Source organism: Rodentibacter pneumotropicus DSM 21403 (assembly GCF_000379905.1).
In the GTDB taxonomy this organism is placed as follows: domain Bacteria; phylum Pseudomonadota; class Gammaproteobacteria; order Enterobacterales; family Pasteurellaceae; genus Rodentibacter; species Rodentibacter pneumotropicus.
Genome location: NZ_KB904045.1, coordinates 1 through 20,138, shown reverse-complemented (window position 1 = coordinate 20,138; position 20,138 = coordinate 1). Strand labels below are relative to the sequence as shown.

Genomic DNA, 20,138 nt, shown 5'->3' with positions numbered 1-20,138 from the left:
TATTCTCTTTGTCAAGAAATTTTAGCCGTCTAAACGGCTAAAATAAAACACGGGACGATGGATACAAAATTCAGCTTGAAATTACCTCAAGTTTTCATTACTTTAGTTAGCATGATTGATTCAAAAACATCTCTCAAAATGACCACACTTTCCCTTTGGCATCGCTTTCATTTAAAAAAAATGATTCGTTGGATGTACTACGTGAGTGTATCGTTTCTTTTAATTTGCCTGATAATCGATCAATCTATCAGTTTTTATGTTCGTGATAGTGTATTTGAAGACGTGGACAAATTACCTTATCACCCTTATGGTGTTGTACTTGGCACATCCAAATATGTCGCCACAGGCAAAACCAACGATTACTACACCAATCGTCTTGCAGCAGCTAAGACGCTCATTGATCATCAAAAAGTAAGCTATCTTCTTCTCAGCGGTGATAATCGAACATCACAATACAATGAGCCACGCACAATGCTAAGGGATTTACGAAAAATGGATGTCCCAAGAGATCGCCTTTTTCAGGATTTTGCAGGATTTCGCACATTAGATTCTGTGGTGCGGGCCAATAAAGTATTCCAAGTCCCTTCATATACTATTATCAGCCAGAAATTTCATTGCGAACGCGCTTTGTTTATCGCCAAACATCATGATATTGATGCGATTTGTTTCGCGGCAAAACAGCCTGATACTTATTTGGGTACACGTATTCGGGAAACCTTTGCCCGAGTGAAGGCAATTTTTGATTTAGTGATAGGCATCCAACCTTATTTTTTAGGATCCCCTGAACCCCTTCCCCTTCCTGATAATGAATAAAAAAATCTAATCAATTTTCTATGAAATCTATTTGACAATTTTTTACTAAATCGTTATTTCTATGTCTTGCAAACACTATACTTAAAACATTCTATTAATAGGGAAATATCTTATGTCTCATTTATCGGTGGCTAAATTTGGCGGTACTTCCGTTGCCAACTACACAGCAATGACAGCCTGCGCAAGAATTATTATTGACGATCCAAATACTCGCATTGTCGTACTCTCCGCCTCTGCCGGTGTCACAAATCTTTTAGTGGAACTCGCAAAGGGTGTAGAAGCGGAAGAACGCAGAAGATTGGTTGGTGAAGTACGCCAAATTCAAGAAAATATCTTAAATGAGCTGAAAGATGACAGCCAAGTTCGTCCGATCATTGAAAAATACATTGAAAATATCGAATATCTTTCCGAAGCCGCAAGCCTCGCTACTTCAACTGCATTAACAGACGAATTAATCAGCCACGGCGAAATGATGTCCACGCAAATTTTTATTGAAATTTTACGTGAACAAAACACCAGTGCAACTTGGATGGATGTGCGTAATATCGTGGCAACCAATAATCATTTTGGCAAAGCCGTACCGGATGACGAAAAAACTCAAAACAATAGCGACAATATTTTAAAACCATTAATTGATCGTGGTGAATTAATCATTACTCAAGGTTTTATCGGTCGTGAACCGAGCGGGAAAACAACGACATTAGGGCGTGGTGGCAGCGACTACTCTGCCGCCTTATTAGCCGAGGTATTAAACGCAAAAGATGTGTTGATTTGGACTGATGTTGCCGGCATTTACACCACGGATCCCCGCATTGTATCGGTGGCACAACGCATTGACACGATGAGTTTTGCCGAGGCGGCAGAAATGGCGACTTTCGGCGCAAAAGTTCTTCATCCGGCAACATTATTACCTGCTGTGCGAAGTAATATTCCCGTATATGTAGGTTCGAGTAAAGCGCCACAAGATGGCGGAACTTGGGTAACCCGCGATCCGCAACCCAGACCAACTTTCCGAGCTATCGCATTGCGTAGAGACCAAACATTATTGACCCTTTCCAGCTTGAATATGTTACATGCTCAAGGTTTCTTGGCAAATGTATTCGGTATTTTGGCAAAATATAAAATCTCAGTGGATACCATTACCACATCAGAAATCAGTATCGCATTAACCTTAGATAAAACAGGTTCAACATCATCCGGTACAAAATTACTCTCCGACGAATTATTGGAAGAACTCAGACAATATTGCACAGTGAAAGTGGATACCGGCTTATCCTTAGTGGCGCTAATCGGTAATGATTTACATATTGCAACCGGAGTGGCAAAACGTATTTTTGATACGCTAGAGCCTTATAGTATTCGTATGATCAGCTACGGTGCCAGCACCAATAACATTTGTATGTTAGTGCAGAGTGAACACGCAGATGAGGTGCTTCGCTCTTTACACAAATCGTTATTTGAATAGTCTCCGTTACTTAAAATTAAAAATCAACGAAGTCACTTTTTAAGCCAATCAAAATGTGACTTCAATGTTATTGCCCTTTATTCTAAGCCGTAAATAATGTAGAAAGAAAAGGAATCTTAGAATAAAATCTCAATAAAAAACGAATAGGAAATACAGAATGTCATATTTGAAGACACTAAAAACACTCTTGATTTCAACCGCACTTTTTGGCGTAATCAGCTACACCTCAAGCTATTGGATAAAGCCTGAATGGAAAACAGAAGCGGAAATCACTCATCCTACCCTATCCGAGCTGGGTAACTATTTTTCTCTCTTCTCCATGTACCAACTGATACAAGGGAAAGATAATGCAGAAAGTAAAATTTCCGAATTAGTCTATCAAAACTTTACTGAGCAGCTGGTTTCTTATGACAACCTAAAAAATTTTTGGGAAAATTCGCCCTATTACAAGCAAAAAATCAGTGAAGACACCACAAAAAATACCCAATTATTAGATGATTTAATCAAAAATACCCGTTTCCAACCGCTTAGTTATAACAGCGGAAAAATCATACTCACCTTAAATGAAGCGGAAGAATCGCAGACTCAGCTTTTCTCACTTCTTGATAATAACAATATCATCACAAGAAAAGTAATGTATGATGACCTCATTCTCCGATGGAAAAATTTATTTACCCAAGTGAAAACCGCAGCAGAGCTTAATTTAAGTAACATTCCTTATGGCAGTAGTATAGAACGTCAAGATTGGCAAGGAAAACTCGAGATGATGAAGTCCGTTAATCCGCTTGACGATAATTTTACCGCATTTCATTTCATCAAAAGTCCACAACAGCCCGAAGCAAAAGGACGATACAGCTGGGGAGGCATTGGTGCCGGAATCGGTCTATTACTTGGATTATTCAGCATTTTATTTCGTCGTGAACGGAAAAACCGTTGATTTATCATTACATTGAAGAGGCATCAAAGCTAGAAAGTCATAGCAGAATAGTTTAATATAGCCAGCCGTGATTCGTTCTAAACTGATATTCATCCCTCAATTAAATGTATAAGTGTAGAATTTAATTTTTAGGATAATCAAAAAGAATAAAAGACATCTGGTCATACATTTGATCAATCAAGCAAATTTAAAAGGTGGAAATTATGGGAAAAAATGTTGTTATCTTGGGCGCACAATGGGGCGATGAAGGTAAAGGCAAAATCGTTGATTTATTAACGGACCGAGTCAAGTACGTTGTGCGCTATCAAGGTGGCCACAATGCGGGACATACCCTTATCATTAATGGCGAAAAAACCGTATTACGTTTAATTCCATCCGGCATATTACGCCCAAATGTTACCTGTTTAATTGGTAACGGTGTGGTACTTTCACCGGCTGCATTAATGCAAGAAATGGGAGAACTTGAAAACCGAGGCGTTAAAGTACGTGATCGTTTATTCATTTCTGAAGCTTGCCCATTAATTTTACCTTATCATGTTGCGATGGATCACGCTCGTGAAGCGGCACTAGGTAAAAAAGCAATCGGTACTACCGGTCGCGGTATTGGTCCGGCTTATGAAGATAAAGTTGCCCGCCGAGGTTTACGGGTAAGCGATTTATTTGACAAAAAAGCCTTCGCTGAAAAACTTAAAAACATCCTTGAATACTATAATTTCCAATTAGTAAACTACTACAAAGTTGAGCCGGTTGATTATCAACAAACTTTAGATGATGTGATGGCGGTAGCGGATATTATTACCGGCATGGTAGCGGATGTTACGACGATTTTGGATACTGCACGCAAAAATGGTGACAATATCCTATTTGAAGGTGCACAAGGAACAATGTTAGACATTGATCACGGAACTTACCCGTTTGTAACGAGCTCAAACACCACGGCGGGGGGAGTCGCAACCGGTTCCGGCTTTGGTCCGCGTAATCTGGACTATGTATTGGGCATTATTAAAGCCTACTGTACCCGTGTGGGTGGTGGTCCGTTCACTACTGAATTATTCGATGAAGTAGGTACTGAAATTGCACGCAAAGGGAATGAATTTGGTGCGGTAACCGGTCGTCCACGCCGTTGCGGTTGGTTTGATGCCGTAGCAATTCGTCGGGCAATCCAGCTTAACTCTATTTCCGGTTTCTGTATGACGAAATTGGATGTATTAGACGGCTTTGATGAAATTAAAATTTGTATAGCATATAAAATGCCAAATGGCGAAATTGTAGAATACGCGCCGCTTTCAGCGAAAGATTGGGAAGGCATTGAGCCAATTTATGAAACCTTACCGGGCTGGAAAGAAAATACGTTCCGTGTTACTGATGTGAATCAATTACCGCAAAACTGCCTTAACTATATCAAACGTATTGAAGAAGTCACCGGCGTACCGGTAGATATTCTCTCAACCGGCCCTGATCGTGTTGAAACCATGATTTTACGTGACCCTTTTGCAGAATAATTTTCTTATTATTATTTTCCGACCGCACTCAAAAGTGCGGTCTTTTTTTCTTCTGTTCTGAATAACACATTATGAACGAACAAGACATTATTCATTACCTTGAAACGCCTCCCGTTTTCTTTAGCCGCCCCCTTCACTCTTAAAAAAGCTGACTTTTCGTCATCCGCAAAAAAGGACGATTTCACTCACTGAAGCCCAATTAACCCAAATACCGTCAAGAAATTACCGCTCTCGCCTCACAACTTGAAAAACTTCATCTACTGGCGATCCAAGAAGCCAATATTTTCTTCGCATTAATTCCACTCCAAAAGAAATTCTTTCAAGCTCAAAATTTCCTTTCCCTTGAACAGAAATTAGATCAATAGGCAAGATGTTTCTTTTCTCAAATATTTAGTCGATATTATGGATATTCATTTAGAAAAATATCTTAGCCAATAATGGGCTGCATCGCTATCACTGTGGTGGCGCTACCCTAATTTTAAAAATATAAAATTTTTGTGATCGAGATCTCATTATTGAAAATTGGCTTTTTGGGAAAATTTTAAATGACATATAATTTCTACAAGCATTACTAAAAGGAAACATTATGAAAACATTAAGTGAATTTATTGTAGAACGCCAAGCTGAATATCCTAATGCAAAAGGAGAATTAAGTGGAATTTTATCATCGATCCGCTTATTGGCTAAAATTATTCATCGCGATATAAACAAAGCCGGACTAACTAATATTTTAGGTCAATCCGGGCTTGAAAACGTGCAAGGTGAAAGCCAAATGAAGCTCGATCTCTTTGCTCACAATACAATGAAAGCAGCCCTTATGGCGCGCGAAGAAGTAGCCGGCTTTGCCTCTGAAGAAGAGGAAAGTTTTATCGCCTTTGATACAGAACGTGGTCGCAATGCGAAATATGTGATTTTAACCGATCCCCTTGATGGCTCATCCAATATTGATGTAAACGTATCCGTAGGAACTATTTTCTCGATTTATCGCCGCGTCTCTCCTATTGGCACACCGGTCACCATGGAAGATTTCCTCCAACCCGGCAATAAACAAGTGGCCGCAGGCTATATTGTATACGGTTCGTCCACGATGCTGGTCTATACCACAGGACATGGTGTAAACGGATTCACCTACGATCCTTCTATTGGCACATTTTGTCTTTCCCACGAAAATATGAAAATGCCAAAAGATGGGCGTATTTATTCCATTAACGAAGGACAATATCTCAAATTTCCACAAGGTGTGAAAAAATACATTAAATATTGCCAAGAGGAAGATAAAGCGACACAACGTCCTTATGCTTCACGTTATATCGGTTCCCTTGTTGCCGATTTTCATCGCAATTTATTAAAAGGTGGAATTTACATTTATCCTAGCGCTACTAACTATCCAAAAGGGAAATTGCGTTTACTTTATGAAGGCAACCCTATGGCATTTTTGGCTGAACAAGCGGGGGGATTAGCCACTGATGGCTATCGTCGAATTTTAGATATTGAACCGAAAGAATTACACGAACGGGTACCGTTGTTTGTTGGCTCTGAAGAAATGGTAAAAAAAGCGGAAGAAATGATGCTTATCTTTAAAGAAGAATAATGAACAAAAGTGCGGTCAGTTTCAAAGGAATTTTAAAACTCTTCTGAAACTGACCGCACTTTTTCTATATAAAAATTAATCCCGCTTTCGGCTCAATAACCACCAAATAATCGCAATAAACAATAAACTTGGAATCAAAGCACCAAATACTGCCGGCATATTATAAACTACGCTCATTTGTCCAAAAATCTCATTTACGACATAAAATAAGAAGCCAAAACAGATTCCCGTCACAATTCTCGCGCCCGCCGTTACACTACGCAATGATCCGAATATAAAAGACAACGCTAACATCATCATCACCCCCACAGAAAGTGGTTGAAAAACCTTACGCCAAAACGTTAATTCAAAACGCCGTGTATCTTGTCCGGTTTCTTTTAAAAAGTGAATATATTCATATAATCCGCTGATAGATAATGAGGTTGGACGCAATGATACAGCGCCCAACTTATCCGGTGTTAAATTCGTTTCCCAAGACTCGGTTAAACGATTTATCGTAGTAATCGTTTCTTTTTGAATAGTTGAATCGTTTACCTGATGAAGTTTCCATTTATTTTCTTCCAAGGAATAAGTCGCCTGATTGGCATGTTTCAACTGCGTTAAATTTCGATTGTCATCAAAAGTGTAAATATAAACGTCATTTAATTTCACATTATCAGTGACACGGCGAACAAAAACAAAACGTTGACCATCCTTTGCCCACACGCCATTTTTTATTGAAAGCATTGAACCGCCTGAGATTGCACGGGCTCTCATATCACGAGCGAATTGCTCCGTTTGAGGAATACCCCATTCACCAATCACCATCGTCAAAATAACCAATGGTAAGGCGGTTTTCATCACTGCTAATCCAATTTTAAAACGTGAAAAACCGGCTGATTGCATCACCACCAATTCACTGCGGCTGGCTAAATTACCAAGAGCGATCAACGCACCTAATAATGCCGCCATAGGAAAAAAAGTTTCCACATCCTTGGGTATGGTTAAAAAAGTAAAACTAACCGCCTGTAGAACATCATAAGTGCCTTTACCAACACTGCGAAACTGCTCAACAAATTTAATGATTGCAGACAACCCCACAAGGGTGAGCAATGTTGCAAAAATCGCCCCTAAAATGCTTTTACCAATATAACGGTCTAAGGTATTCATCATCATTCAGCTTACCCTTTTCGGCTAAAAAGACGGCGCAATTTATACATCGGTACGCTATCCCAACTATTTAATACAATTCCAAGTAATAAGAAAATAACATTCACGGCAGGCATAAAAATTGCCGCATCTAATTTTCCTGCCGAACCGGCAGATTTAAATGAACTTTGTAATAAAAAATAAATGAGATAGAGCAATAATGCCGGTAAAATCTTTGCAAAACGCCCTTGTCTTGGATTCACACGACTTAACGGCACTGCAATTAACGCCATTAACGGTACAGCTAAAATAAGGCTAATCCGCCAATGTAATTCAGCTTTTGCCGCTACACTATTTTGTTTCACTAATTCTTCAGAAGAAAGTGCTGCGGCTTCGTCAGATTTGTTATCTGTGGCTTGAAATCCCAGATAAGCCTGATAATCGTCAAAGTGGGTGATACGAAAATCCGGCAACGCGGCAGTGCCTTCCACCCGTTGTGTATTTTGCAAATTCAGTACTTGATCGCCATTTGGCAGGACTTTTAATTCCCCTCTTTCCGCAGTAATGACGGAAGGTTTGGTTTGTCCTTTTGGTGCGGTTTGAAATAGGTAAACCTCATTTATTTGATTGCCTTTAATGTTATCAATAAACAATACAAAATTATTATTACTGCCGGACATAAACTGTCCGGAAGAAAGTGCCCCCATTGATGGATTCGCTTTCGCATCTTCTACAATAGTGCTTTGTTTTTGAATCGCCCAAGGAGAAAGCCATAAGGCATTATATGCGGCCAAACCAGCGGTGAACAAAGACAGCATGAGCACAACACGCACTAAAATCCGCTGACCGACACCGCAAGCACGCATCACAGTAATTTCACTTTCCGCATACAAACGCCCAAATGTCAGCAAAATGGCAATAAACAAACACAACGGCAACATTAATTGCGCCATGGTCGGCATACCAAGCCCAAGCAAAGAAAAAACCAAATCTGCCGGTACATTACCATTTGCCGCAGAACCAAGCACTCGCACAAGTTGCTGGCAGAAAAAAATCAACAGCAAAATGAACAAAACCGCAACTTGGCTCTTGAAGACTTCTTTCGTTAAATATCGCGTTAAAATCATCTTATTTCGTTATGTTTATCGTTAAAACTGAGGGGAAAACTGGATAAAATTGACCGCGTATGATACCTTATTTTCACTGATTTAAATAGTCAAAAAATAAGGAAATCATATGAAATATCAGGCAAAATTGACCACACTTTCACAACCTAGCGAATGTATTGTAATAGGTGTGTATGAGAACAATGAATTTTCAAAAAGTTTCAATGAAATCGATCTTGCAACGCAAGGTTATCTCAGTGGTCTCATAAAATCCGGTGAAATTACCGGTAAATTAGGGCAAACCTTATTACTACGGGATCTCAATGGCGTTTCGGCAAAACGACTCTTAATTATCGGCTGTGGTAAAAAAGGCGAACTCAACGAACACCAATATAAGCAACTCATTCAAAATCTTTTAAAAAACCTAAAAGAAACAAATGTTCGGGAAGTTGTGTCTTACTTAACGGAGGTTGAACTAAAAAATCGTGATCTCTACTGGAATATCCGTTTCGCTATTGAAACTATCGAACATACTCTCTATCAATTCGATCAATTTAAATCTAAAAAATCGGAAAACATCAGCCTAGAAGATTTTATTTTCAATACCGATTGCAAACAGGCACAACAAGCCATAACGCACGCCCAAGCTATTGCAAGCGGCGTGAAAGCCGCTCGGGATATTGCCAATATGCCACCGAATGTGTGCAACCCGGCTTATCTTGCCAATCAAGCTAAAAATTTAGCGGAAAAATCCACCGCACTTTCCCTTGAAATCCTTGATGAACAAATGATGGCTGAATTAGGGATGAATGCCTATCTTGCGGTTTCTCGTGGTTCGGCAAATCCGGCTTATATGTCGATTCTCCACTTCAATAATGCGCCGGACAAAAACACCAAACCGATTATACTTGTTGGCAAAGGTCTAACCTTTGATGCCGGTGGTATTTCCCTAAAACCCGCTGCGGATATGGATGAGATGAAATACGATATGGGTGGCGCAGCTTCCGTATTCGGAACAATGAAAGCTATTGCTGAACTTAATTTGCCTTTAAATGTGATCGGCGTACTTGCCGGTTGCGAAAATTTACCGGACGGCAATGCTTATCGTCCGGGTGATATTCTCACCACCATGAACGGCTTAACTGTGGAAGTATTAAATACAGATGCGGAAGGTCGCCTTGTGCTATGTGATGCACTTACCTATGTGGAACGCTTTGAGCCTGAGCTTGTTATCGATGTGGCGACACTCACCGGTGCGTGCGTTGTCGCACTAGGACAGCACAATAGCGGTTTGATGTCAGAAGATGAAAATCTTGCAAATGAATTACTCAACGCCGCTCAACAAACCACGGATAAAGCTTGGCGTTTACCGTTAAGCGAAGAATACCAAGAACAGCTTAAATCGCCATTTGCCGATCTCGCCAATATTGGCGGACGTTGGGGCGGTGCAAGTACAGCCGGTGCATTTTTGGCTAACTTCACCAAAAACTACCGTTGGGCGCATTTAGACATCGCCGGCACAGCATGGTTACAAGGGGCAAATAAAGGCGCAACCGGCCGCCCAGTTTCTTTACTCACGCAATTTTTAATTAATCAGGTGAAATAAAACCGAGATAAAATTGACCGCACTTTTCGTTATCACAACAAAGTGCGGTCAGTTTTTAGGAATTATTTTCCCGAACGATATGCCTTATCCATCGCCATAATTATTTTCCTCACAACCTTCCTCTGCTCTTGCAGCAAATTCGAAAATATCTGAAATAGCATCTATTCCTGATAGTTTACTGCCCTTTCCCCAAAGGTACGCATCCGTTTTTTTATTTCATATTTTTATGAAAATCATAAACTGATAATTTCATCGGCTAATCCGTCAATAAACCCTTGATGATGTGAAGAAATGAGCATAGGCAGCCCAAGTTCACGCAAAAGTGCGGTCAGTTTTTCGATATTTTTACGATCTAGTCCATTGGTTGGCTCATCCAATAATAAAATCTTAGGCTGCATAGCAAGTACACCGGCAAGGGCGGTGAAATTTTTCTCACCGCCGGAAAGGGTATGCACCGTGCGATTCTTTAAATGAGCGATTCCCAAACGTTCAAGTTGTTGTTCGGCAAGCTGATAGGCATATTCACGAGGGTGCTGTTGGTTAAGCGGACCAAAAGCCACATCGTCTAATACGGTAGGGCCAAAAAGTTGATCATCGGCATTTTGAAAACAGATTCCCACCATTCCTCTGAATGGCGCAAAATCTTTTTCTTTTTGACAGATTTTATCAAACAGTCTAATTTCACCTTTTGAAATAGGAACAAAACCGAGTAACGCAAGTAATAAGGTGGTTTTCCCCGTGCCAATATCCCCTTGAACAAATAGATGTTTTTGCCCCTCAAGGTGAAAAGTTAAATCCTCAATAATCGTTTTATTATTACGTTCAATACAAAGATTTTTAACGCTCAGCATCTTCTTTCCTTTTACCAAATTGAAAACCACGACATTTCAGGGCAATTTGTGCCATTTCAGCTTTTAACAACGCATGAATTAATAATAATGCGACACTTTGTGCCGTGACATAAAGCGTTCGAAAATTAAATTTCGGTTGATACCCTCTGGCACGCATTGCTCTATCCATTTTTTGTCTCAATTCACCTAAAAGGGCAATGTAACGTACCGTCAGCGCAAATAATTGAATTAATTTTTCAGGCAAGGGCAATTTACCTAGTGCCTGTATCAAAACAGTTTCATTGATGTTCCATAAAAAAAGCCAAACAGAAAACAGTAAAAGGTTCGTCCGAAGGCTAAGGATCTCTGCAATCCGGATTCCCTGAGGGTAAAATTCAATCCCATTTTCCTCAATTCGCCAACTTAATGTCGTCCACATTAAAGCAATGAAAATCAATAAACGAATCCAACGTTGGAAATAAAGAAAAAAATCTTGCTTTCCCATTGAAATAAACAAAATAAAGGTAAACATCACGCTAATATTTAGCGTGATAAGCCAATTAATATTCTGTAAACCACTGATAATAAATCCCCAAATAAAGAGATAAATTAATCGAAAGTGCGGTTGAAATAACGTATGAATTTTCATGAAGCAATCCGTGCAGTGGGATTCAGTGCATCCGGATATATTTTGCAAAGTAGTGAAATCACACCGACACTAATCAAGCTATCTAAAATAAACACCGGAAGATGAGAAACAAGCAACAACCAAATAAGATCAATGTAATTTTTTCCGCCATCAAGTACTAATACAAAAGATGCTAAGGCTGCTGCTCCCCCTACACCAATCACACCTGCCCCAATACCAGTTAATAAGCAAGCCTTCAATGTCATCTGGGGTTGTAGAGATGAACGGAAAAGATGATGAACAAGAATGGCCGGAATTGCCATAATACAGAGATTCACGCCTAGGACGGCAAACCCGCCAAAGGAAAAGAACAACACTTGTAGCAACAATGCAATAAGAAATGCTGGAAACACCGCCCATCCAAGAAACAGCCCCGCCATACCGTTTAAGATTAAATGTACGCTGCCAATCCCCACAGGTACGTGGATGGTGCTTGCGACAAAAAAAGCGGCGGCAAACAAGGCAGCAAGCGGTAAACGTTCATGCTCTAACTGACGAAGCCCGACAGCTACACCGATAACGGCAAGCGTTGCGCCTGCCAATAAAATAGGGGTATGCAATACCCCTTCAGATAAATGCATTATTTGAATCCTTATTTAACTTTTCGGGCTTTCAACCAAATGATCAAGCCAACTATCCCTACAATATAACCAATACCGCCTAAAATATCGTGCAAATAAATTTTATCTTTTAAATGCGCAATATCTTCACGGAGTAACATAAAATTCTCACCACTATTATGTGTATTTGTCGCCACGATGCGATCGGCTACTACCGAGACTTTATGCCCTTCTTCACCTTCTACGACAACCTTTAATATAGTATTCGCCACATCCGGTACAACAATATTAAATGCCCCTAATACGTCTGTTTTAGCGGTTAAAATAGGCTCTTCAATACCGGAACGAAACACTTCCAAATAGGTAGAAGCCGCCGGTGTCATATCGGAATAATAGGATTTGCCCGAAAGGATTTGCCCATCATACTGGGCAAATACATAAAGTGCGTGAGCATTGGCATTCGGTAAATAGAATGTAGTGAAAAGCGCCGTTAAAAGTGCGGTGAAAAAATACTTGATTTTCATCACAACCTCTCACATTTACTGGCCATCAAAGGTTAGCATATATTCAATGGAGCGGCGATCGTAATCAGGGTTTCCCTGCACATTTTCTTCAAACTCAGCCCATACTTTGTTATAACCTTTAACAGGCGTAAATTCGGCAATGCCCTTTTCATTGGTTAAATTAAAAGGTGCATCTTCACCTACGCCTACTTTGATTCCCTGAACCGGCTTACCGTTGTGTAAAACAAGAATAGCAAGGGATTTTCCCGCCTCCGCTCTCGCCTGCGGGATCAATTCATAAGCGACATCATGGGCTTTAAAAGATTGTTCATCCCATTTCAAAATGGCTTTCCCCAACTTCAACGGATTCGTACTAAATTCCGCAGAGGGTTCTTCACGTTTGGTTTTTTCCACATATTTGCCACTTGGTAATTTTGACCATACACCGTTATTAAATGTGATGAATACAATATCTGATTTTGGCACGATGTAAGCTTCGCCATCTTTAAATTTGTAATCAAGTGCGGTTAATTTTCCTTGAGAATTTAAGACTTGAAAAGATTGGATTTTATGTTGAGGGTAAGAGCCCGTTTCGGTATGACCAAATTTCATCACATACTCACCTTGTGATGAAGTAGGTTCAAGCCATACATTGTGTGCATTTGCCATCGATAGCCCGAAAAGGGCGACTAATCCCACTGTGAGTTTTTTGAGTTGCATTTGTTTGTCTCCTCATTTATTTAATTATTAAAAAAACGGGGCTAATGATAAAATATGAAGTAACTTTAGAGTCAAGCAAAATTTTGAGGAAAATCATGAAAATAGGTCAGCTTGCCAAAGCCCTAAATTGTACCGTTGAAACCATTCGTTTTTACGAAAAACAAGGGTTGCTCCCTCCCCCTCAACGCACCACCGGTAACTTTCGCCAATACAATGAAGATCACCTTCAGCGCCTTTCTTTTATTTGCCATTGTCGAAGTTTGGATTTATCCCTCAATGAGATCAAAACCCTTATTGCTCTTGAACATTACCCTGAACAGCGTACTGAAGAAATGAATAAACTGCTCGATTGCCACATCAAAGATATTGCCAAGCGTATTCACGAATTGGCTCATTTACGTATGAAATTAATTGAACTGAGAGAAAAAAGTGCCACCACAGATGAAGACCCAATGAAATTATTATTACAGCATAGTGGCGTACGGTTTGTGAGATGGTAAATCTAATACAAAAAATACCGCACTTTAGTCTCCCAAAGTGCGGTTTATTTTTAGCTCGTTTTAAAGTGCTTTTAAAATATCTTCAACACGATCTTTCGCATCCCCAAAGAGCATTTGGGTATTTTCTTTGAAGAATAATGGATTTTGCACACCGGCGTACCCCACCGCCATTGAGCGTTTGAATACAATCACGTTCTGTGCTTTCCACACTTCTAATACCGGCATACCGGCAATCGGGCTGTTCGGATCTTCCATTGCCGCCGGATTTACCGTATCGTTTGCACCAATCACTAACACCACATCGGTATCAGCGAAATCGTCGTTGATTTCGTCCATTTCAAGCACTACATCATAAGGTACTTTTGCTTCCGCCAAAAGTACATTCATATGACCCGGTAAACGACCTGCAACAGGGTGAATACCAAAACGCACATTAACGCCGCGTTCACGTAATTTTGCGGTAATATCCGCCACCGGATATTGTGCTTGTGCCACCGCCATACCGTATCCCGGAGTGATAATCACAGAACTTGCATTTTTCAATAATTCCGCCACTTCCTCTGCGGTGGTTTCACGGTGTTCGCCTTGTTCCTCATCTGAAGACACTTGAACATCATTACCAAAACCACCGGCGATCACGCTGATAAATGAGCGGTTCATCGCTTTACACATAATGTAAGAAAGAATTGCACCGGAAGAACCCACCAATGCACCGGTTACGATTAATAGATCATTGCTCAGCATAAAACCTGCCGCTGCCGCTGCCCAACCGGAATAAGAATTAAGCATTGATACTACCACCGGCATATCCGCCCCACCGATAGAAGCCACTAAATGCCAACCGAATGCAAGTGCGATTGCAGTCATTAACAATACAGGGAAAATATTGTCCGGACTATTTAAGAATGCCACCATCAATAACGCAGAAACCACAAGAGCAGCTAAATTTAATTTATGACGATGAGGTAACATTAAGGCTTTTGAGTTAATTTTGCCGCTTAACTTACCGAATGCCACCACAGAACCGGTGAAAGTTACCGCCCCGATAAAGATACCGAGGAAGACTTCTACGTTGTGAATGGTTGTCAACGTTGCCTGCTCTGCAAGGAATTGCGCCTGTTGCACTTCATCCAAACCATTTGGCATCATTGGAATATTGTGTAAACCATAACTGTTAAAGCCCACAAGCACAGCTGCCAAGCCCACAAAGCTATGAAGGATTGCCACAAGCTCCGGCATTTCCGTCATTTCCACTTTTAATGCCCGTTGAACACCGATCACACCACCGATAATCATCGCAATGATGATCCAAAATGTTCCCTCAGAATGAGGCCCGAAAATCGTTGCCACTAGGGCGATTGTCATCCCGACAATCCCAAACCAACAACCCGCTTTAGCAGTTTCATGTTTAGAAAGTCCCGCTAAGCTCATAATGAAAAGTAATGCTGCAACAATATACGCAGCCTGTACTAAACCTTCAGACATTGCGATCTCCTTAACCTTTTCTAAACATTGCTAACATACGTTGTGTTACACGGAAACCACCAAAAATATTGATGCTTGCCACCAAAATTGCGACAAAGGCTAACGCGTCAATAAAGAGGTTTCCTGTCGGCTGACGAATTTGTAATAATGCGCCCACAATAATGATGCCTGAAATGGCATTAGTTACCGCCATTAATGGAGTATGAAGGGCATGGCTTACATTCCAAACCACGTAATATCCCACCACACAGGCTAATACGAACACGGTAAAATGCGATAAAAACGCTGCCGGAGCAACAGAAGCAAGCCATAGGAATAACACGCCGACACCAGCCATCAGCCCGTATTTCACTCGAGGATCCATTGGTTTAGCTTCTTTTTTCTCCGCAATAGGCGCAGCTTTCGCCTCTTGTTTTGGCTGAGCGGAGACTTGAATTTGTGCCGGAGGAATTTCTTCCCCATCACGCACAACGGTTACACCGCGTAACACCACATCCTCAAAATCAATGTTGATATTGCCATCTTTTTCTTTGCATAAAAGTTTCAATAAATTGACGAGGTTTGTACCGTAAAGTTGAGAAGATTGGGTTGGTAAACGACTTGGGAAATCCGTATAACCAATGATTTTCACCTGATTTTCAGTGAGAACCACTTTACCTGCTTCGGTATATTCGCAGTTACCGCCCGTTGCGGCAGCCAAGTCCACAATCACCGAGCCCGGTTTCATGGAATCTACCATTTCTTTAGTAATTAAACGTGGAGCCGGTTTCCCCGGGATCGCCGCCGTTGTAATGATAATATCCACTTCCTTAGCTTGTTCGGCGTAAAGTTCCATCGCGCGGCGATTAAACTCTTCCGACATCACTTTCGCATAGCCATCGCCGCTACCGCCTTCTTCTTTAAAGTCGATTTCTAAGAAGCTTGCGCCCATGCTTTGTACTTGCTCTTTTACTTCAGGACGGGAGTCAAACGCACGCACAATCGCACCTAAACTGTTAGCTGCACCAATTGCCGCTAAACCTGCTACACCCGCACCAATCACCAACACTTTTGCCGGCGGTACTTTACCTGCTGCAGTAATTTGTCCGGTGAAGAAACTACCAAACTCATGTGCTGCCTCAATCACTGCACGATAGCCGGAAATATTCGCCATGGAACTTAAGGCATCTAAGGCTTGTGCACGTGAAATACGCGGTACTGAGTCCATCGCAAGAACATTGATTTTTTTCGCAGTTAATTTTTGCATTAACTCAGGATTTTGCGCACGCCAAATGAAACTGACCAGCGTTGCTCCTTCTTTCATTTGTGCGATTTCTTCATCTGTCGGCGGGTTCACTTTAAAAATGATATCCGCTTGCCAAATTTCAGCTACCGTACCGATCTTTGCACCTGCGTCTAAAAATGCTTGATCCTCAAAACTTGCTTTAAAGCCAGCATCGTGTTCTACGATTACCTCAAAGCCCAATTTCAGGATTTGCTGAACCGTTTTTGGCGTTGCAGCCACACGCGCTTCATTATCAAGCAGTTCTCTTGGTACACCAATTAACATACTGTTTCCCTCTGTTTGATGATTGGGTTGATGATTTAATTGAATGAATTTAGGTTCATTCTCCCGATAAATGACAAAAAGTCAGATGGCGCTAACTGTATCATTTTTCAATTAAAATAAGATATATTTTTTAACTGTTTTTACAATATATTGTGATAGGAATCACAAAAACTAAACACTAAACAAAAGTACGGTTGATTTTTTAGCGCATTTTTTCACTAACAATATGCTTAAAAGTTGCTTTCACTTACTCTAGAATTAATTCCACCCAAACCGGAGAATGATCGGAAGAAGCGACTTTTTTCGATTTTGCTGTTAGGTGTTTCACTCCCCGCACAAATACATAATCAAGCGGGTAATTAAAAAATCGTACGCGTTCATCCTGCTCAAAAGGAACTTCACTTAACCCGTTTTCCACGATAAATTCATCCAAAATTCGTTTTCTTTCCGCATTCCACGCATTAAAATCTCCCGCTAAAATAACCGCACTTTGATCGGAAGGAATAAGAGAAAAAATCTGCTCTAATTGCTTACGATAGGCTTTGGATTCCCACTCAAAATTGATTAAATGGGCATTAATGACGAATAATTCCTCGCCATTATTCAATGGAAATGTCATCACACCGGCAACTTTCGGAATACGAATCCAAGGTTCAGGCTGCGAAATGCCGCAATAACTTTTCGGCACAAATTGACTAAAGGTTTTCACGCCTGATTGCAGCCCTTTATAAGCAAAACTTGAAATAAAAAGTGCGGTCGAAAACGAAGGTAAATTTTGTTCGGGCGTGGCTTCTTGCAAAAGTACAAAATCTTGCTCTTTTGAAAAATGCCTTAAATCCTGCTGCCAACCTTTATCTGCCCCTTTATGAATATTCCAACTTAATAATCGAATATGTTTTTTTTCTAAGGTGGGAATAGATTCCTCACGGGAAAAACAAAATGTATTTATCGGAGCAAAAGAAAATTGAGAGGTAGTTTTTAAATCAATTTGGATCGGCTCAAAAATACGAAATTGATTAAAAATATAAATTCCAAATGCAATACCTATCACGAGTAAAAATGCAAAAATTTTACTAATCGTCTTCATTATTTTATTTCTCTCAATACAAACTTTATAAATGATAGCAGTTTGCTTATACTAGACAAACACTTAATTTAATCATGCCTACTATTCTTACTTAGTTTGGGACTAAACCATGAATATTTATACCTCTCTCTGTTTTCTTGCCACTATTGCCATTTTAATTAGTTTTATTACACGAAAGCTCAACGACAATATTCAATACACTATTGCGATTACCGCCACCTCTATGTTGGGATCGTTAATATTGGTTTTATTAGGATATTTAAATTGGTTTAATTTAGATGAGCTTGCAATAAAAGTCGTTGAACAAATTGATTTTAAAGATTTCTTATTAAACGGTATTCTAGGTTTCTTGCTTTTTGCCGGTGCATTAGGCATTAAACTGCCGGTATTAAAAAACCAAAAATGGGAAATCACCACCTTCGCTCTCTTTTCGACCTTTGCCTCTACTTTTTTTATCGGTTTTATGCTTTATGGTATCAGTCAATTATTCGGCTGGCATATCGATTTAATCTACTGCATTTTATTCGGTGCATTAATCTCCCCTGACGACCCCATCGCCGTACTCGCCATTATTAAAAACTTAAAAGCACCAAAACGCTTAGCAATGCAGGTTGAAGGTGAATCTTTATTTAATGACGGGATCGGATTAGTGATTTTTACCACCGTTTTTGCTGTTGCCTTCGGAGGGCAAGAACCGACAGCCGGCGGTGTATTACATCTCTTTTTTAAAGAAGCATTAGGCGGCATTGCTTTTGGTTTTGTTATCGGCTTACTTGCGCACTATTTAATTTCTGCAACCGATGACGGCTCATTAGAGATTTTATTAACTCTGACTATCCCCACTGCCGGTTTTATGTTAGCAAATTTACTCCATGTTTCCGGTGCCCTAGCCATGGTTGTTGCCGGAATTTTAATTGGTAACTGGACACGCTACACCGGATTTTCAAAGCAAAGTCGGCACTACTTCAATCATTTTTGGGAAATGATCGATCACTTCCTCAATTCACTTCTATTTATTTTAATCGGCTTAGCCATTCTACTGATTCATGTTTCATGGCAAGGTTTAATTCTGATTGCTCTTGCCATTCCCATTTGCTTGATTTGTCGTTATATCAGTGTGTGGCTTCCCTTCCAAGTCATGAAACGCTATCGTAAATACAATCCTTACACCTTACGAGTGCTTACTTGGGGGGCATTACGCGGTGGATTAGCTCTCGCAATGGCACTTTCTATTCCTATGGGACAATCTTACATTGAAGGCTTAAATATGGATGTGCGCGATCTCATTTTAGGAATGACCTATGCCGTCGTGACTTTCTCTATTCTCGTGCAGGGAATGACCATCGAAAGTATGATCCGTAAATCAAAAGAAGTGATCATGCGTGAACGTGGTTACGTCGGCGTAGGTTTAGCGAAAAATAACAAAGAATAATCCGGAAAAAGTGCGGTTAAAAAATAGGGCGTTATACAACAGCCGTACAAAGATCTAAAATTGACTAATTACCATATAAATGCGGAATGCCTTTCTAATCCAAAATTGCGAAAGGCATTTCTTTTATCTAAAATTCTACCGCTAGACCCATTTCCCTCTTTTTTATGTCCTTCTATCTGAAGATACCTCAAACAATCATCTGTACGAAACGATGTCCGCCATCAGCAATTCGCTGTATTTCATTTTGCATTAATTTTTCCTATAATGCCTATTAAAAAAACAAAAGGGGTTCTCTATGCAAAACTCTCTTCATCCTTATGCCGTAGATGGCACAATTATTCACGGGAATACACGAGTGTTAATGATCATGCAAAAATGCGCCAGGCTGATGCAGTAAGATCATCGAAAAGTGATCCACTGCATCTTTTGATAAACTCCTTGTTATTTAAACAGGGAATAACCTGGTATGCTTTGCATGGAAACCATCTTAAAAATACGTCGCCTTTATCATAAAGAGGGGCTTTCTCAGCGTAAAATCGCTGAAAAACTTCGACTCAGCCGTCGTACCGTCAAAAAATATCTCAATATGATTGAGATTCCCAACTATCAACGTCAACACACCGATTCACCTAAATT

Annotated in this window: 19 protein-coding genes; 9 read left to right on the top strand and 10 right to left on the bottom strand. The window is 40.2% G+C overall.

Going from position 1 to position 20,138, the window contains the following annotated elements; translation table 11 throughout:
• Positions 1–57: 57 nt before the first annotated feature.
• From A3GE_RS0104000 to fbp, 5 genes are all read left to right on the top strand, one after another.
• On the top strand, positions 58–813 hold the full coding sequence (locus A3GE_RS0104000) for a SanA/YdcF family protein (RefSeq protein ID WP_018355985.1): 756 nt from the start codon (positions 58–60) through the stop codon (positions 811–813).
• Between the two features lie 112 nt (positions 814–925).
• Entirely contained in the window at positions 926–2,278 is a 1,353-nt protein-coding gene (gene lysC, locus A3GE_RS0103995; RefSeq protein ID WP_018355984.1) for a lysine-sensitive aspartokinase 3, read from the top strand.
• 157 nt (positions 2,279–2,435) lie between these two features.
• On the top strand, positions 2,436–3,215 hold the full coding sequence (locus A3GE_RS0103990; RefSeq protein WP_018355983.1) for a hypothetical protein: 780 nt from the start codon (positions 2,436–2,438) through the stop codon (positions 3,213–3,215).
• A 203-nt stretch (positions 3,216–3,418) separates the two neighbouring features.
• Positions 3,419–4,717, top strand: a complete 1,299-nt coding sequence (gene purA / locus A3GE_RS0103985) for an adenylosuccinate synthase (protein ID WP_018355982.1) — start codon at positions 3,419–3,421, stop codon at positions 4,715–4,717.
• 586 nt (positions 4,718–5,303) lie between these two features.
• Entirely contained in the window at positions 5,304–6,308 is a 1,005-nt protein-coding gene (fbp, locus tag A3GE_RS0103980; RefSeq protein ID WP_018355981.1) for a class 1 fructose-bisphosphatase, read from the top strand.
• A gap of 75 nt (positions 6,309–6,383) precedes the next feature.
• Here fbp and lptG read toward each other — a convergent pair whose 3' ends face one another.
• Both lptG and lptF read right to left on the bottom strand, forming a co-directional pair.
• Entirely contained in the window at positions 6,384–7,460 is a 1,077-nt protein-coding gene (gene lptG, locus A3GE_RS0103975; protein WP_026215377.1) for an LPS export ABC transporter permease LptG, read from the bottom strand.
• Positions 7,461–7,468: 8 nt separating this feature from the next.
• The gene (lptF, locus tag A3GE_RS0103970; protein ID WP_018355979.1) at positions 7,469–8,563 is read right to left on the bottom strand and encodes an LPS export ABC transporter permease LptF; all 1,095 of its coding nucleotides are present in this window, start codon (positions 8,561–8,563) and stop codon (positions 7,469–7,471) included.
• A gap of 109 nt (positions 8,564–8,672) precedes the next feature.
• On the opposite strand from lptF, the gene A3GE_RS0103965 reads away from it, so the two are divergent.
• Positions 8,673–10,148: a leucyl aminopeptidase gene (locus tag A3GE_RS0103965; protein WP_018355978.1), complete on the top strand. Its 1,476-nt coding sequence runs from the start codon at positions 8,673–8,675 to the stop codon at positions 10,146–10,148.
• 233 nt (positions 10,149–10,381) lie between these two features.
• On the opposite strand, the gene A3GE_RS0103955 is transcribed toward A3GE_RS0103965, so the two are convergent.
• The 5 genes from A3GE_RS0103955 to A3GE_RS0103935 are packed head-to-tail and all read right to left on the bottom strand — an operon-like array spanning position 10,382 to position 13,449.
• On the bottom strand, positions 10,382–10,999 hold the full coding sequence (locus A3GE_RS0103955; protein WP_018355976.1) for an energy-coupling factor ABC transporter ATP-binding protein: 618 nt from the start codon (positions 10,997–10,999) through the stop codon (positions 10,382–10,384).
• A complete protein-coding gene (locus A3GE_RS0103950) occupies positions 10,986–11,627 on the bottom strand; it encodes an energy-coupling factor transporter transmembrane component T family protein (protein WP_018355975.1) in 642 nt (213 codons plus the stop codon). The genes A3GE_RS0103955 and A3GE_RS0103950 overlap by 14 nt, the downstream gene beginning before the upstream one ends.
• On the bottom strand, positions 11,624–12,247 hold the full coding sequence (cbiM, locus tag A3GE_RS0103945; RefSeq protein ID WP_018355974.1) for a cobalt transporter CbiM: 624 nt from the start codon (positions 12,245–12,247) through the stop codon (positions 11,624–11,626). The genes A3GE_RS0103950 and cbiM overlap by 4 nt, the downstream gene beginning before the upstream one ends.
• Before the next feature lie 11 nt (positions 12,248–12,258).
• The gene (locus A3GE_RS0103940; RefSeq protein ID WP_018355973.1) at positions 12,259–12,750 is read right to left on the bottom strand and encodes a hypothetical protein; all 492 of its coding nucleotides are present in this window, start codon (positions 12,748–12,750) and stop codon (positions 12,259–12,261) included.
• Between the two features lie 15 nt (positions 12,751–12,765).
• Positions 12,766–13,449, bottom strand: a complete 684-nt coding sequence (locus A3GE_RS0103935) for a DUF4198 domain-containing protein (protein ID WP_018355972.1) — start codon at positions 13,447–13,449, stop codon at positions 12,766–12,768.
• A 95-nt stretch (positions 13,450–13,544) separates the two neighbouring features.
• Between A3GE_RS0103935 and A3GE_RS0103930 the strand changes: the two genes are divergently transcribed.
• Positions 13,545–13,949 carry a Cd(II)/Pb(II)-responsive transcriptional regulator gene (locus A3GE_RS0103930; protein ID WP_018355971.1) on the top strand — a complete coding sequence of 135 codons (405 nt, stop codon included), beginning with the start codon at positions 13,545–13,547 and terminating at the stop codon, positions 13,947–13,949.
• Positions 13,950–14,009: 60 nt separating this feature from the next.
• Here the strand turns inward: A3GE_RS0103930 and pntB are convergent, their stop codons facing one another.
• The 3 genes from pntB to A3GE_RS0103915 all read right to left on the bottom strand — a co-directional run bounded on the left by pntB (position 14,010) and on the right by A3GE_RS0103915 (position 18,070).
• The gene (gene pntB, locus A3GE_RS0103925; protein ID WP_018355970.1) at positions 14,010–15,434 is read right to left on the bottom strand and encodes a Re/Si-specific NAD(P)(+) transhydrogenase subunit beta; all 1,425 of its coding nucleotides are present in this window, start codon (positions 15,432–15,434) and stop codon (positions 14,010–14,012) included.
• Positions 15,435–15,444: 10 nt separating this feature from the next.
• Positions 15,445–16,983 carry a Re/Si-specific NAD(P)(+) transhydrogenase subunit alpha gene (gene pntA, locus A3GE_RS0103920; protein WP_018355969.1) on the bottom strand — a complete coding sequence of 513 codons (1,539 nt, stop codon included), beginning with the start codon at positions 16,981–16,983 and terminating at the stop codon, positions 15,445–15,447.
• Between the two features lie 247 nt (positions 16,984–17,230).
• A complete protein-coding gene (locus tag A3GE_RS0103915) occupies positions 17,231–18,070 on the bottom strand; it encodes an endonuclease/exonuclease/phosphatase family protein (protein ID WP_018355968.1) in 840 nt (279 codons plus the stop codon).
• A 109-nt stretch (positions 18,071–18,179) separates the two neighbouring features.
• Here A3GE_RS0103915 and A3GE_RS0103910 point away from each other — a divergent pair, with 109 nt between their 5' ends.
• Both A3GE_RS0103910 and A3GE_RS11040 read left to right on the top strand, forming a co-directional pair.
• Positions 18,180–19,502, top strand: a complete 1,323-nt coding sequence (locus A3GE_RS0103910; protein WP_018355967.1) for a cation:proton antiporter — start codon at positions 18,180–18,182, stop codon at positions 19,500–19,502.
• Between the two features lie 466 nt (positions 19,503–19,968).
• Positions 19,969–20,138, top strand: a 170-nt coding sequence (locus tag A3GE_RS11040; RefSeq protein WP_018355966.1) for an HTH domain-containing protein, incomplete at its 3' end; no start/stop codon positions are given.